Genomic DNA, 15,880 nt, shown 5'->3' on the forward strand with positions numbered 1-15,880 from the left:
GTATGAATTATGATAAAACATTCGGAAACCGCATGTTTGATGCCGTTAACTATACGCTATTGCTGATTATCGCGGTCGTCTGCGTTCTGCCTTTTGTCTACGTGCTGGCGATTTCATTTACAAGTCCTTCGGAGGTGGCCAAGGGCGGCCTCATCTTATTTCCAAAAGAGTGGTCGCTGTCCGCTTACAAATACATTTTTTCCACAGACACCTTAATGAGAAGTATGCTGGTATCCATTTATATTACCGTCGTCGGAACGTTCATCAACCTGCTGTTTACGGCGCTCATGGCCTATCCGCTTGCCAAAAAGCAGCTGAGAGGGCGTCAAACGATTCTGCTCGCGGTGCTGTTCACGATGCTGTTCAGCGGGGGCATGATTCCGACCTATTTTGTCGTCAAAGGCTTGCATCTGACGAATACGTTATGGTCGCTAATGATTCCAAGCGCAATCAGCGCATTCAATCTGATCGTGCTAAAAAACTTTTTTCAGGAAATCCCTGACGGACTGGAAGACTCGGCCAAAATCGACGGTTGCACGGACCTCGGCGTGCTGTTCCGTATCGTGCTGCCGCTTTCGCTGCCGGCGATGGCGACCTTCGGCCTCTTCTATGCCGTAGCGCATTGGAATCAATTCTTTAACGCCATTATTTATATTAACGATAATGCCAAATGGCCCATTCAGGTGCTGCTGCGGGAAATCATTATGCTGGCGCAGAGCCGGATCGGCGATACCGGTTTTGATGAAGCGGAGATTCAACCGCTGACGATCCGCATGGCTGTCATTGTATTTGCGACTTTGCCGATCTTGATCGTGTATCCGTTCCTGCAAAAGCATTTTACCAAAGGAGTTCTGCTGGGCTCCGTTAAGGGTTAGGAGAAAACGCATGAAAACGACGTTTCGCAATCCCATTTTACCCGGATTTTATCCCGATCCCTCGATCTGCAGGGTGGGGGAAGACTATTACATGGTGACGTCCACGTTCGAGTATTATCCGGGCGTCCCGTTGTTTCACAGCAAGGATTTGGTTCATTGGCGGCAGCTTGGCCATGTGCTGGACCGGCCGTCACAATTGAATTTGGACGGAACGCCATGTTCCCGTGGCATTTACGCGCCGACGATCCGTTATTCGAACGGTACGTTTTACATGATCACAACGTTCGTGGAGAGCGCGACGGGTGAGCGCCGCAATTTTTTTGTTACGGCGAACGATCCAGCCGGTTCGTGGTCGGATCCGTACTGGCTGAAGGGCGCTCCCGGTATTGATCCTTCCTTGTTCTTTGATGACGACGGGAAGGCGTATTACGCGGGGAACAGGGTGCCGCCGGCCGGACAGCAGTATCCGAAGCATATGGAAATCTGGCTGCAGGAGCTCGATCTGGGGAGCAAGCAGCTTGTCGGTCCAACCTTCAGCCTATGGGATGGGGCGCTGAAGCAGATTCATGCTCAAGAAGGCCCGCACCTGTACAAAATCAACGGCTATTACTACTTGCTCATCGCAGAAGGAGGAACGGGCCACACGCATTCCGTGACGATAGCTCGAAGCGAGACACTGACGGGATCCTATGAGGTGTGCAAAACGAATCCGATCCTGACGCATCGTCATCTTGGCAGAGACTATGGCATCGTCAACGTTGGGCATGCCGACATCGTGGAAACGCAAAATGGCGAGTGGTGGATGGTTTGTTTGGCCTCCAGACCGTATGGAGGCTACTACCGTAACATGGGGCGGGAAACGTTCCTGGTTCCGCTCGTCTGGGAGGATGGCTGGCCGGTCGTCAATCCCGGCAAAGGCATCATTGAATGGGAGACGCGCTGTCCGGATTTGCCGCAGCACCGCTGGCCTTCCAAACCGGCCTGCGATCATTTCGACGCGCCTGTGCTGGATGACCGGTGGAACTTCATCCGCACGCCGCGAGGGGATTTCTGGAGCCTGGCGGAGCGGCCCGGCCATCTGAGGCTGCGGTTGAAGCCGGATTCGATCACGAAGCCGGAGAATCCGAGCTTCATCGGCAGGCGCCAGCAGCATCCGTCTTTTGCGGTAAGATTGGCGGTGGAGTTCACGCCGGAGAGTCCGAATGAAACAGCAGGCATGGCGCTGCTGCAGAATAGCGACTACCAGTTCAGGCTGGAGATCGGCATGAATGACAGAGCAGAGACGATCCTTCGACTCGTAAGAAGGGAGTCCGGCATCGAGACCGATCTTGCTTCCCGTGTGATTGGCGCCGGCAAACGATATCTGAAAGTCGAAGCCATCGGCCAATGTCTGCGTTTTGACTACGCGAAGGTTGCGGAAAGGTGGGAGCTGCTCATCGATAACGTTGACGCAACCCTACTCAGCAGCGATAAAGCGGGCGGATTTGTGGGCGCTTACATCGGATTGTTTGCGGAAAGCGGCGGAGTATCGAGCGCGAATCATGCGGATTTTGACTTTTTTGAGTATACGGAATTAGTTTGATTGCTATCTGATCTTAAGCCGTCAGGTAACGGCTGAGATTCATATAGGGTATAATCATAATTGGAGGGGTTAACACAATGAAAAGAAAACAGGTTGCGCTTCTGATAGGTACTGCTTTGTTGGCAACTACAGTGTTATCGGCATGCGGCAATAATACGGATACAGGAGGGCAGGGGGCCGCTTCGGAGACGAAGGAACCGGACAACACCCCTTATCCGATCACGCTGGTCGTGAATCAGGTCGGTGAAGTGCCGGCTAAAGACAATGACCTGGAGAAAGCGATTAAAGCCTACACCAAAACGGATCTTCAGATTCAATGGATTCCTCTGGCCGCCTACGATGAGAAGGTTAATGTGATGATCGCTTCCAGCGAGCTGCCGAAGCTGATCAAACTGAATTATAACAACCCGAGCATCATTAGCTCCGTCAAGTCGGATTTGTTCTGGGAAATCGGACCGTATCTCAAGGACTATAAAAATTTGTCCGCGCAAAACCAGCAGTTCTATGACAACATTGCGGTTAGCGGTAAAATTTACGGCGTTCCCCTATTCCGCGATTTAGGACGTTCCGTCGTCCATTATCGCAAGGACTGGATGGATGCATTGGGGCTTAAATCTCCGAAGACGCTGGATGATTGGTATGCCGTTATCAAAGGTATGACACAAGGGGATCCCGATAAGAACGGCAAGCAAGATACGTATGGACTCATTTTATCGAAAAAATATAATCAGGAAGCGGACTCCATGCTGACACGCTTCTCCGTTTCCCAAGGCGGGCCGAACAAATGGAAGGTGGATAACGGCAACTTTATCCCCGAGTTCATGACGGAGCCGTTCTTTGAGACGATGAAGCTGTTCAAACGGCTCTATGAGGAAAAACTGATCAATCAGGATTTTGCCGTCGTCGATGTAACGGAAGTCAATAAATTGTACGAATCGGGCCGTGGCGGCATTAATATTAGCGGAGGCAACGCCCAGTCCTGGCAGGATAAAGTGGTCAAAGTCGTACCTTCGGCTGTGATCGACGCTGCGCCTCTGGAAGGTCCGAACGGCATTAAATTACCAAGCGAAAGCGGGAACAACGGCTTCTTGGCCATCCCGAAATCATCCGTCAAAACGGAAGCCGAGATGAAGAAAGTGCTATCGTTCGTAGATAAACTGATGGATCCGCCTATGGCGACATTGTTGGTCAAAGGCATTGAGGGCAAACATTGGGCGGATAAAGGTGAATTTACGGAGCCTCTCGATCGGGATGCGGACGTGAAAGAAGTGAAGCCGTACCGTGATACCTTGCCGCAGCGAGGAGAGAATTACAATGTCGCTAAGCCGATGAAACAACCGGACCTGTTCAATAAAAACAAGAAGATCGGCAAGGAAAACGAGAAATATGTCGTTCCGAACCCGGCTCTGAACCTGGATTCCGCAACGTTCTCCGATCGCGGCAAGGAGCTGGATCAAATGATTACCGATGCCGAAACCAAGTTCATCATGGGCAAAATTGACGAGGCGGGCTGGAAGGCCGAAGTCCAGAAGTGGAAAGCAGCCGGCGGCGACAAAATCGCGCAGGAATATAAAGAGTCCTACGAAAAAGCGAAGAAGAAATAACGGTCCCATGCTTCGGCAGGGGGACGACGAACCGCGCAGAAGCGCGGTTTTTTCTTTTAGATGCCAGCTCTTGCCCGATATGACGGGAACAAAAAGGAGCGACGAGGCTTTGTATAAAAGGAATAAGGCCCCTAATTCGTTAACAACGACACTTCGGGCGCTTAATCGTGCCGGAAAAGCGCAATGGAGGGCATAGGTTGGAATTCCATATCCCACATCCACTACAAGCTTAAACATATGGGTTTAACCGGAAGGTTAGCCTTTGTAAATTTCTTACCATTCGTTCGCCTGTTCATGTAAAATGGAATCAATTGGATTATGATGGGAACGGGGTGATCGTATCTGGAAGGCTATTCGATTCACATGCTGGGGACATTTAATTGTATATACGCAGAACGGCCTCTAGCCAAATTGCCGACCGGCAAGCTTCAGCTTTTATTTGCTTACTTGCTTCTGCACGCTGATATCCCGGTAAACAGGAAGCATCTTGCCTTCCTGTTCTGGCCGGATTCCTCCGAGGCACAGGCAATGACCAACCTTCGAAAGCTGCTTTACGATTTGAAGAAGCTTTTGCCTGCTTCGGATCTTCACCTTGAGCTTAGGGACGGGCAAGTTGTGTGGCACTCAAGAGACTTATGTACGGTGGATGTCATCGCCTTTGAAAAACAGCAAGCAGACAGCGCGCCGATTGCGGAGTTAGCTAAAGCGATAGCTTTGTACCAAGGCGAGCTGCTGCCGGGCGTGTATGACGAATGGGTTGTAAATCGGCGCGAATCGCTCGCCGGACACTATGCATCTCTATTGGACCGAATGATAGGATTGTTTGAGCAAAGAAGAGAATTCGATGCGGCCATTACGTACGCGACAAGATTGGTGCAGCTGGACCGGTTCTCGGAGGCCGCCCATTTGAAGCTGATCCGCCTATCTGCATTAAGCGGAGATTTGGCGGCATCGCAAAAGCGTGCTGAAGATATGGCAGCTTTGTTCGAAGCTGAACTCGGCGTATCCCCGTCCGAAGAGACGAAGAGAATCATCCGGAGGCTGTTGGATGCAGCAAATACGGCTCGGCAGCAGCCCGTTTACAATAACCCCAAGCCACCTCTCATCGGGCGCAGGCTGGAGTGGGAACAGCTTCTTCATGCATGGGGTAAGGCTGTTCAAGAGCATTCGCTGCTTGTCGAACTGGAAGGAGAAGCCGGCATAGGGAAAACCCGTTTGACGGAAGAGTTTGCTTTTTGGGCGCAAAGCCAGGGCATCCGCGTTCTTACGTCGCGTTGTTTTGCATCCGGCGGATCGTCCGCCTACGAACCGGTCACGACATGGCTGCAGAAGGTCACCTTCGATCATCTGGACTCATCCGTGCTGATTGAACTATCCAGGATGCTCCCCGAGATTAAGGATCGTTACCCTGAGCTTCCAAGCCCGGGACCTTTGCATGAAGCCTGGCAGCTGCGGAGCTGGTATCATGCCAATCAGCAAGCTCTGTATCAAGATCAGCCAACGATCCTGATTCTTGATGATCTTCAGTGGTCGGATAAAGAAACGCTGCAGATGATCGAGTACTTTTTGCGCACGGACCATCCTCATCCTTTGCTTGTAGTGTGTACGATTCGAACGGAAGCGGGCACAGGGGATGTCTATTTCACGGAATTCCTCCAATCTTTGCGGACTCGGCGCCAATCCCTGCACATTGCCATGGCTCCGTTAACGGAAGCTGAAACCGGGCAATTGATTCTCTCGTTTGCGGCAGAGGGCAATCATTCGTTTCCTGTGAAACAAATCCATGAAGTAAGCGGGGGCAATCCTTTATTTATCCACGAAATCGTCCGCAGAGGCAATGAGGCCATGCAGGACGGATATGGCTCAAGCATCTTGACCATGATGGTCCAAAGGCTGGCGGATCTGCCTTCCCTCTGCCAAAAAGTCATCGGCATTATGACGGTAATAGGAAAGCCTATATCCCTTCCATTCATATTGGAACTTGCCGATCAGGGCGAGAAGGCGCTTTCGCAAGTGGAGCTTCTGCAACAGCTACGAATCATGAAGCGTACCGAAGACGGCGGGTTGGACTTTTACCATGAACGTATGAGAGAAGCGGCCCGAATCCGCATGAGCGAGTCCAAAAAGCAGCTGCTGCACGGACTGGTGGCAAAAGCTATGGAAAACAGCGGCAACATGCGGCTATTTTCGAATGCGGAAATCGCTTTTCATTATGAGAGTGCCGCGTGTCCGGCGGAAGCGGCTGTTTATTACGAGAAAGCCGCTTTAGAAGCAAGGCAAGTGTTCGCCCACGAGATGACGATCCGCTATAGTTTGAAGTTGCTGCCGACGGCAGATCAGAAGAAGAAACTGGAGTTGCTGTCCTGGCTGGCGGAGGCGTACCGCATATCCGGGAACTGGGCCGGCGCCGAGAAAACCTATAGAACCTGGCTTCAGTCGTGTGAGCTCGATGTGCCTTTAGAGCAAAAAGCTCTTCATCAAGCGGCTTTGGGCAATTGCTTGCGTCTGCTCGGAAGGTATGCGGAGTCTTTGCAGGAATTGCAGCAGGCTTCCCAATTGTTCGATATGCTGGAGCATCGCGAAGGGCTGGCTGAGGTTTACGGTTACTTGGGGATCGTATATCAGTATATGGGCAAGTATGGAGAAGCCGAAATCTACTTGAGAAAACGCATGGACCTTAGCCCGGAGGGAGAAGAAGACGGCAAATTTACAGGGATACTCGGCAATGTCTATTGGGAACAAGAGCAGTATGCGGAAGCGGCGAATTGCTACAAGAAGCAAATCCGGATTGCGAACGGCAAAGGCGACAGGCATTCCTTGGGCCAAGCCTTCGGTGGGATGACGCTGACAAATCTAGAATTGGAGCAAATGGATTGGGCGTTTCATGCCGTAGGAGAGAAACTGAGCATCAGCAGGTCGCTCGGCGACCGGATGGGAGTGGCGAATTCCATAGGGCTGATGGGGAAAGTATACTTGAGAAGCGGTTACTATGAGGAAGCACGGATATGTCTTCTTTATTGTTTGCAGGAAGCGCTTCAGATTGGCGATGTCCGAGTCATAGCCCTGGTCCTCAGCCTGCTTGGGCATACCTGGGATGAACAAGGGGAGGATCAAGCCGCATGGCTGGCCCTTGAGCAATCGGAACGCTTGGCCGGTTCGCTGGGAATCCCTTATATTCACTGCGATACCTTATACTTTATGGGGCTATATTCGGTAAAACGCGCCAGGTGGGACAAAGCGCAAAATTACGTGCGGCAAGCAATGCCTCTTGCCGAGCAGCAAAGACGTTTTAGGTTATGTGGCATGTTGGAAACTCTGGTACTGCGGATTGGGGCTGGGATTGGTGAGGTTTCCCGGGCGGAAGTGACAGAGCGTTTGCAGATGCATCTGGACCGGATTTCGGGAACCAGGGAGCAGTTCATGATCCATCTGGCATCGTGGGAGCTGTGCAGATCCGAAGAGAGCCGCGTTCAAGCATCCGCTATGCTGGAGGACTTATATCAGAAAGCCACTGTACCGTTTTACAAGAAGTGGGAGCAAGTTCTCTCCGTTGAACTTACTGGACCCTTAAGAAGTGCTCCATCAATACCCCGTGAAGCGCTGGCGAGCCATATCCGGTTTGAAGATATAGCCGAAGCGGTTAGAAATATTGGCTAGTTTTTGTATCATACACCTTCTTGCAAGGTGTATTTTTTTTGTTCAGAAACGCTGGCTTCCGGATTCGGAAACGATTTTGAAACGCCGGCTGCGGTATGCTTCTCTTGTGATCACAAAACAAATAAAAGGAATGTTTAGGAGGAACAGAATGAAGAAATGGATAATGGCCGTGAGCCTGCTCATGGCGGCAGCAGTACCGACTACAGCGATGGGACATCCGGGGCATGGGAGCGGGGGGACGTCACCTCATGTATCCGCAGCCGTGAACGGCGTCGGATTGCCGGCAATAAAAAGTGGAATCGCAGAAGAAAAAACCTACGTTTCCGTTCAGGCGTTCGCCGGTTTGTTCGGTGAGGACGTACAAGTGGATCTACAGAGAAAAACGGCGGCGCTGCGGGGACGCACCCTGACGCAACTGGTAACGGTGAATGGGGAAGCTTACGCATGGGTTCGCGATTTGGCGGATGCAGTTGAAGCGACGAAGGTCACATGGGATGCAGAGAAGCACGAGGTTTACGTACTCGCATTGCCCAAAGGAACCGTTCAGCTCGAGCCTGTGGTCATCCCTGCAATGGGCGAGCATTGGGCTAATCCAACAGATCTGCCTTCGGGACCGATTTACGGGGTCTATAACGACAAGCTTGTATTTATTGAATACATGATTTCACAGCAAGACTTCCAGGACGGCAAATCATTTGAAAATCTGCAGGGCATGAAGGGGTTGCCTTCTCCGCCAATCGTCCAATCGGACATCGGCTTTATGCCGAAAGGCCATCCGGGTTTTGAAATTCCGCACTTTGACCTGCACTACTACTTTATTTCCGACGAAGAGCAGCAGTTAATCAAATAATTCTAATATATGGAGGAATGAACCATGAATACAGCAGTTAAACCGCAAATCCTCTCCCGCGAGGAAGGACGGCATATGTGGTATTTAGGCAATCTGTCTACCCTGAAAGTGAACGCGGAGCATACCGGCGGGCAATTCAGTTTGGTGGAGGATGTCATGGCACCGGGCTATGAAACCCCTTATCATATTCATCGCAAAGAAGATGAGACGTTTTATCTGATAGAAGGCGAAGCGGAGTTTGTTCTCGACGGCCGCTTATATCGCGCGAAGGCGGGTTCCTTTGCATTCCTGCCCAAAAATATTCCTCACGGGTTCCGTATCGTTGGCGATAAGCCTGCCCGTCTATTAGTCATGGTGAATCCGTCCGGTTTTGACCAATTCTTTGCCGAGCTTAGCGAGCCGGCACAGCGTCTGGAACTCCCGCCGCCAACCAAACCCGATATTCCAAAGCTCGTGGAAACGGCGAAACGATTTGAAGTCGAAATTTTGGGGCCGCTGCATTTGTTTATTACGGAATAATACTTTGCATCGTAACATTCCCCGCTGTACTCCCCGCGTTTTCCCCGAAGCCGCCTCCAAAACCACCATAAAGTGGACTTGGAGGCTTGTTTTTTAAGCCCCGGGAGAGGAGTCTATTAAGACTTTAGTCGAGTATGAAACCATTCTTGAGTCTAACCGGTTTTCATTCCCGCGCCTGTTATCGCGTAACATATTCTTCCTGTAAAGTGAGGGTAATAAATCATTTATGGAAGGGTGTTCGGAGTTGAGAAATCAAGCAATTGGGGGAACGAAACCGGAAGTGAAGTTTTTTGAGGGCGAGAAATGGCTGGTGATTACCGGATTGCTCGGTTTTCTGCTGGCTGGAATTTGCGCGGTATGGGTCATGTTGAATGGGGCTGAGGTATCTCCGAATGGCGATGTCTCAAAAGCAATCTCCTTTAATGCCGCACTCGGCATATTTATACTGTCGACGGCAGCGATCAGTCCGTTATCTGGATTGGGAATGAAAAGCAGAGCTATCTTTCGTTGGTCTTACATCGTGCTTGCGCTTTATTCTTACTTTGCGGAAACGGTGCAAAATCTTCGCGGCGTCAATCCTAGATTCGTGAAGGACGGCACGGCCTTCGATGAAGGGGTTGGTTTCATCTTTGCCTTTGTAGCGCTGCTGTTGGTGCTTTTCTATCTGTTCCTGGCGGTTCAATATTTCCGGAAAAAAGCTTACAGGCTCCGTCCGGGGCTCGTGCTCGGTATCCGTTATGCGATGATCGCCGTCATGTTCTCGTTTGCGGCCGGAATCTGGATATCCGTCAATCAGGGCCGAATCGTCGGCTTGCATGGAAATATCATTTGGCTGCATGGCCTTGGTTTTCACGCCCTTCAAGCATTGCCGTTTGTTGCATGGTTGACGGAGCGCTCATCGCTAACCACCTCGGTTCGCAGCAGATGGATCCATATAACGGGCTGCGCTTATTTACTCGGATTAGCAGCGATCGGCTGGCAGACGATTCTCGGCAACTCCATCATGGAATGGTCTGTGCTTCCTCTTCTCGCCATTTGTAGTTTCTTGATTTCGATAGCGCCGGTAGTACTTCTATTGCGTCAAACGGCCGCCATCAATAAAAGTTATCGAGCTTAAGCATGATGAAAAAAGGCTATGTGCGTATTATTATCGCCATAGTCTTATTTTTATCTTGACACGTTACCAATCGGTAACGTATTATTAAAATGTTACTAAATAGTCACATTTAAATGCATAGTCGATGATATAGTAGGAGGGCGATATAAATGAGGTTGGAACAGAACGTGTACGATGCCGCAGTCATCGGAGGAGGCTTGGCTGGACTGACGGCAGCCGTTTATTTGGCAAGAGCCGGTAAGTCTGTCATTGTCCTTGAAAAAGCAGGGAAGCCGGGAGGTCTCGCTCAAACGACCAATAAAAACGGTGCGCTATTCAACCTCGGTCCCCATGCCATGTATGAGGGAGGAGCGGCGCTTCGCATTCTGTATGAGCTCGGCTGCCTACCTAAGGGAGGGTACGCTGCCAAGGGGGGCATCATCGGTATTATGCAGGGTAGGATGATACTCAATCCGACTGACTTGTCCCCGGATGAGACGGCGGAGTGGGGCGGGCTCATGGGCGGTTTGGGACAAATCGACACGGTACCGCTTGGCGCGATCAGCCTTAAAGAATGGGCGGAAACCAATATTCATCACGAAAGGGTTCGTCTCTTTTTTTACGCGATGTGCAGACAGTGGTCGTTTTGCGACAATCCGAGCGTGCTAAGCAGCGGCTTTGTCATCAGGCAAGGGCAGCTTGCGGCACAAGGGGTCAAGTACATCGAGGGAGGCTGGCAGACCGTTGTGGACAGCCTGCATGATCAGGCGGTCAAAGCTGGAGTGACAATCGTAACCGGCTGTAAAACGCAGCAAATCCTTCTTAGCGAAGGAAGCGTTCGGGCCGTATTGCTGGCTGACGGAACATCAATCGAAGTGTCTGCCGTTATCGCTGCAGCGGGACCGGATACCGTCTGCAGGCTTATCCCGGGGGCGCAGCAAATGTCACTCGGCAAATGGCAGGCGGAATGCCGCCCTCTATATGCCGCATGCTTGGATGTGGCGCTGCAACGTTTGCCAAATCCGGAGCGCGCTTTTGCCCTCGGGCTGGATGAACCATTCTACTATTCCAATCAATCGGCGAGTGTGAAACTAAGTGACAACGGCACACATGTGCTTCATGTTATGAAGTATAACGACAACAATAGCGATAATGATTCAAAGGCCGACGAGAAGCAGCTGATCCAGCTGCTTGATCTTCTGCAGCCCGGCTGGGAGCAGGAAGTTGTCGCGAAAAGATATTTGCCCAAAATGCTCGTAGCTCATGATTCGAGAACGATTCGCCACAATGGAGCTGGACCGGCTCCAAGTCCAGTCGTTCCGGAAGTTCGCGGTTTGTTCGTCGCCGGCGACTGGGTCGGTAATGAAGGGCGGCTTGCCGATGCGGCGATGGCCAGTGCGAAGCTTGCCGCACAGGAAGTAGTAGCGCAGGGTTGACATTTATTTGAAATTGGCATAATAATGTATTAACTGAATGTTCTTACTAAATTCATTGACGAGAACGAGTACGCTAATCCCTTGTTTCCCAGAGAGTTGGCCTAGCGCTGAAAGCCAACATTCAAGACTTAGCCGAAAATCCTCTCCGAGAAGGAAGGCTGAAGCAATTCAGTAAGCTGCCCCGGGATCCCGCCGTTACAAGGGACGCGTATGATAGTACGTAGAATGAGGAGCTGTAATCGACATTTGTTGATGTCGTTACTGAACTAGGGTGGTATCGCGAGATGAATCTCGTCCCTTATGGGACGGGATTTTTTTGTTTTCAATTTGATACGCAGAAAGGATAAATCGCATGAGAAAAGTGGATGTGAAAGAGAAAGCGAGAACCCGCGAACTGCGCGTTCTTGAGCAGTGGAGACGAAACGATACATTTCGCCAGTCTATTGGAAACCGAAAAGGCGGGCCGAGCTTCGTCTTTTACGAAGGCCCGCCAACGGCCAACGGGACGCCCCATATCGGCCATGCGCTTGGCCGCGTCGTGAAAGACTTCATCTGCCGTTATAAAACAATGACCGGCCATCATGTTGTCCGCAAAGCGGGTTGGGATACGCACGGGCTGCCTGTCGAACTCGGCGTTCAGAAGCAGCTGGGCATCTCCGGCAAGCAGGAGATTGAACATTACGGCGTAGCCGCATTCGTCGAGAAATGCAAAAGCAGCGTATTTGAATATGAAAAACAGTGGCGTGAACTGACGGAAGCCATCGCGTACTGGACGGATATGGACCATCCCTACGTTACGCTCGATAACGATTATATCGAGAGCGTATGGCATATATTGGCCGAAATCCATAGCAAAGGGCTGCTGTACAAAGGCCATCGCGTCAGCCCGTATTGTCCGGACTGCCAGACGACGCTCAGTTCCCACGAAGTCGCGCAGGGCTATGAAGATGTTAAAGATTTAAGCGCCACCGTGAAATTCTTGAGCACAAGCGGAACTGAAAGCTTTCTCGCCTGGACGACGACCCCGTGGACACTGCCTGCAAACATAGCGTTGGCGGTGAATCCGGACATCGACTATGCCAAAGTGCTGCATAAAGGCGAAGTATTCGTCATTGCCGACAATCTTGTGGAAAAAGTTTTCAAGCAAGATTACGAAATCTTGTCTGTGCACAAAGGAGCGGAGTTCGTCGGAGTTTCATACAAACCTCCTTTCAACTATTTGACCCCGAGCAGAGGACATATCGTCGTAGCAGCCGACTATGTCACCGATGCGAGCGGTACCGGAATCGTTCATATTGCCCCGGCTCACGGAGAAGACGACTATCGAACAGCCCGCCGGCACGAGCTGGATTTTGTAAACATAGTGAACTTGTCCGGTCGATATACGGATGAGATCACGGATTATGCGGGACGCTTTGTCAAAGACTGTGATGTGGATATCGTGAAAAATTTGGCGGAACGCAATCTGCTGTTTGCTAAAGAACGCTATGAGCACAGTTACCCGTTCTGTTGGCGCTGCAAATCTCCGCTGCTCTATTACGCGATGGAGAGCTGGTTTATCCGAACAACCGCGATTAAAGACCAATTGATCGAGAACAACAGTCAGATTGCCTGGTACCCGACTCATCTCCGCGAAGGACGCTTCGGCAAGTTCCTCGAAGATCTCGTCGACTGGAATATCAGCCGCAATCGTTACTGGGGGACCCCGCTTAACGTTTGGTTGTGCGACGGTTGCGGAGCGGAGTATGCGCCGGGTAGCCACAAGGATATGAGGGGAAAATCGGTACACCCGGTTGACGAAAGCCTGGAGCTGCATAAGCCCTACGTTGATGATGTAAAGCTTCGCTGCTCTTGCGGAGGCATCATGCAAAGAACGCCTGAAGTGATTGACGTATGGTTCGACAGCGGGTCTATGCCGTTTGCGCAGTATCACCATCCTTTCGGAGACGAGACAACATTCCAAGAGCAATACCCCGCAGACATGATCTGCGAAGGGATCGATCAAACCAGAGGCTGGTTCTTCAGTCTTTTGGCGGTCTCCACGCTGTATAACGGCAAATTGCCTTACAAAGCCGTGCTTTCTACCGGACATGTATTGGACGAATACGGGCAGAAAATGTCCAAAAGCAAAGGCAACGGCATCGATCCTTGGGAAATTATCGAGGAGTTCGGGGCGGATGCGTTTCGATGGGCACTGCTGTCGGACAGCGCACCGTGGAACAGTAAACGTTTCTCCTGGGGAATCGTAGCCGAAGCGAAATCCAAAGTGATCGATACGATCCATAACACCCATGCCTTCTATGTGTTATACGCGACGATCGACCGATTCAATCCGGAGGATTATCCGCCGTCAAAGTACGTGAACGAATTGGATCGCTGGATCATATCGAGATTGAACAGTACTTTGCAGCTCGTAAGGAAGGGGTTGGAAACGAACGATTTCCTGAACCCGGCGAAGCAAATCGAACAGTTTGTAGGTGAGCTGAGCAACTGGTATATCCGCCGCTCCCGCGACCGCTTTTGGGCAAGTGGAATGACAGAGGATAAAATATCAGCGTACCAAACCCTGCGTGAGGTGCTTCTAACGCTCTCGCGGATGATTGCGCCGTACACGCCGCTTATTGCTGAAGATCTATTCGGAAATCTCGGCGGCGAAGGAAGCGTACATCTGACGGATTATCCCGCGGTCGTAGTCTCTGCGATCGATTCTATGCTGGAGAATGATATGGAAACCGTCCGGCAAATCGTTGAATTGGCGAGAAATATTCGCAACGAGACGGGAATCAAGACACGTCAGCCGCTCTCGGAATTGATTGTTTCTCTACAGAGCCCTATCGACCTGCGCCGATTCGAGGACATCATCAAGGATGAAATCAATATCAAAGATATTCGCGTAGTGCATAGCGACGGCAGCTTTGTTGACTTCAAACTGAAGCTGAATCTCAAGGCAGCCGGCAAAAAATACGGCAAATTCGTCGGACCCGTGCAAAGCCGCCTGATGCAATTGTCGACTTCAGAATCCAAACAAGCAGTCGATGACGGCTTCTTGGAGATAACGGTCGACGAAGAGGAGCTCCGTATCACACTGGATGAGCTGCTCGTGGAAAAACAAGCCAAAACAGGGTTTGCTTCAGCCTCGAACAACCAGATTACAGTTGCCATTAATACCGTTATAACGGAAGAGCTGGAACAGGAAGGTCTTGTACGGGAAATCATACGTGCAATCCAGGATTACCGTAAAAGACTCGAACTGCCGATAGATAAACGAATCAATCTTGTTCTTGATGTGGATTTACCGATGAAAGCGGCATTGGAACGATTTCATCATGTTCTGCAGGACAACGTGCTGCTTTCCGGCGTCAGATACGCCAAAGAACCGGATATGGAGTTAGTTCCGATTGGAGATTCAGCGATATCTATGTGGATCGAGTGAGTTTGGAAACCCAACTTATGTGGCTGGAATGATGGCGGGTAAATCGCCCATAATCATGCATAAAGTGCCTGTTTGTCTAGCTGTAAGCGTCCGGCTGGTGATAAACTTGCTAAAAGTGCCGTTAAAATAGCCCAAACGCCTGTGCACGGCCAATTGTGATGAATTTACATGCACTAAATGCATGTAAGTGGCCCTGTTTGACGAGAATTCGCAAAATGACGGCACTTTTTGCAGTTAGTTGTGGCAACGGTGGTTGAAACAAGGCACTTACACCCAAGGAAAGCGCATCTACCGGGATGCGCTTTTTTACATATATTGATCCACTTTCGCCTTCATCGAGGCGACAACCGTCTTTTTATACCGGAACGCGAGGGCCAGCACACGAATTTGTTGTCTTCGTGTCAACTGCTTCATGCGAGTTTCCTCGTTCAGGAAGCGGCGAACGATCGACCATGTGGCTGGAGTCGTCCGCTCTCGGTTGATATGCGGGAAATTGTTTAATAGCGTGTCACTGCGAAGCCTGGTTAACCACGATTTTACTTGCGAACGAGGTTTGCTTTCATCTACCAAGCAAGGTGCTGCCCATTTTTTAGTATGCGAACGAAGATACTCGTATCGGTCATTTCCTAATAGGATGCTGTAGCTTCCGTCTTTGCGATTTTTTCTAACCACTAATAGATGCATGCAGTCCCACATTAAGCAGCGAAGTTTACGGAGATGCGAAGTCATTTTAGCTGGAACATCGGGTTTGATCTTGTCCAGAGGCACGTATTGAACCGAGAATCGCATATGCATTCTCCTCCTTTTAGCAAGTATATGGAGAGGACG

The 15,880-nt window shown here is 50.7% G+C and carries 10 protein-coding genes and 1 other annotated feature; of the genes, 9 read left to right on the forward strand and 1 reads right to left on the reverse strand.

Going from position 1 to position 15,880, the window contains the following annotated elements; all coding sequences use genetic code 11:
• The first annotated feature begins 2 nt into the window (after nt 1-2).
• From ICC18_RS05245 to ileS, 9 genes are all read left to right on the forward strand, one after another.
• Entirely contained in the window at nt 3-875 is an 873-nt protein-coding gene (locus tag ICC18_RS05245; protein WP_188173335.1) for a carbohydrate ABC transporter permease, read from the forward strand.
• Nucleotides 876-885: 10 nt separating this feature from the next.
• Complete coding sequence (locus ICC18_RS05250) at nt 886-2,457, forward strand: glycoside hydrolase family 43 protein (protein ID WP_188173336.1); 1,572 nt, start codon at nt 886-888, stop codon at nt 2,455-2,457.
• A gap of 77 nt (nt 2,458-2,534) precedes the next feature.
• Entirely contained in the window at nt 2,535-4,061 is a 1,527-nt protein-coding gene (locus tag ICC18_RS05255; protein ID WP_188173337.1) for an extracellular solute-binding protein, read from the forward strand.
• 363 nt (nt 4,062-4,424) lie between these two features.
• Nucleotides 4,425-7,718, forward strand: a complete 3,294-nt coding sequence (locus tag ICC18_RS05260; RefSeq protein ID WP_188173338.1) for an ATP-binding protein — start codon at nt 4,425-4,427, stop codon at nt 7,716-7,718.
• 148 nt (nt 7,719-7,866) lie between these two features.
• Nucleotides 7,867-8,568 (forward strand): hypothetical protein, encoded by a 702-nt coding sequence (locus ICC18_RS33575; RefSeq protein ID WP_223192350.1) that lies wholly within the window; start codon nt 7,867-7,869, stop codon nt 8,566-8,568.
• A 24-nt stretch (nt 8,569-8,592) separates the two neighbouring features.
• Entirely contained in the window at nt 8,593-9,087 is a 495-nt protein-coding gene (locus tag ICC18_RS05270; protein ID WP_188173339.1) for a quercetin 2,3-dioxygenase, read from the forward strand.
• A 226-nt stretch (nt 9,088-9,313) separates the two neighbouring features.
• The gene (locus tag ICC18_RS05275) at nt 9,314-10,204 is read left to right on the forward strand and encodes a hypothetical protein (protein ID WP_188173340.1); all 891 of its coding nucleotides are present in this window, start codon (nt 9,314-9,316) and stop codon (nt 10,202-10,204) included.
• 149 nt (nt 10,205-10,353) lie between these two features.
• Entirely contained in the window at nt 10,354-11,619 is a 1,266-nt protein-coding gene (locus ICC18_RS05280) for a phytoene desaturase family protein (protein ID WP_188173341.1), read from the forward strand.
• A gap of 46 nt (nt 11,620-11,665) precedes the next feature.
• Nucleotides 11,666-11,921: a binding site (T-box leader), on the forward strand.
• A 50-nt stretch (nt 11,922-11,971) separates the two neighbouring features.
• The gene (ileS, locus tag ICC18_RS05285; RefSeq protein ID WP_188173342.1) at nt 11,972-15,052 is read left to right on the forward strand and encodes an isoleucine--tRNA ligase; all 3,081 of its coding nucleotides are present in this window, start codon (nt 11,972-11,974) and stop codon (nt 15,050-15,052) included.
• A 306-nt stretch (nt 15,053-15,358) separates the two neighbouring features.
• Here ileS and ICC18_RS05290 read toward each other — a convergent pair whose 3' ends face one another.
• The gene (locus ICC18_RS05290) at nt 15,359-15,841 is read right to left on the reverse strand and encodes a hypothetical protein (protein WP_188173343.1); all 483 of its coding nucleotides are present in this window, start codon (nt 15,839-15,841) and stop codon (nt 15,359-15,361) included.
• Nucleotides 15,842-15,880 lie beyond the last annotated feature (39 nt).

It is taken from the genome of Paenibacillus sedimenti (assembly GCF_014534655.1).
In the GTDB taxonomy this organism is placed as follows: Bacteria; Bacillota; Bacilli; order Paenibacillales; family NBRC-103111; genus Paenibacillus_E; species Paenibacillus_E sedimenti.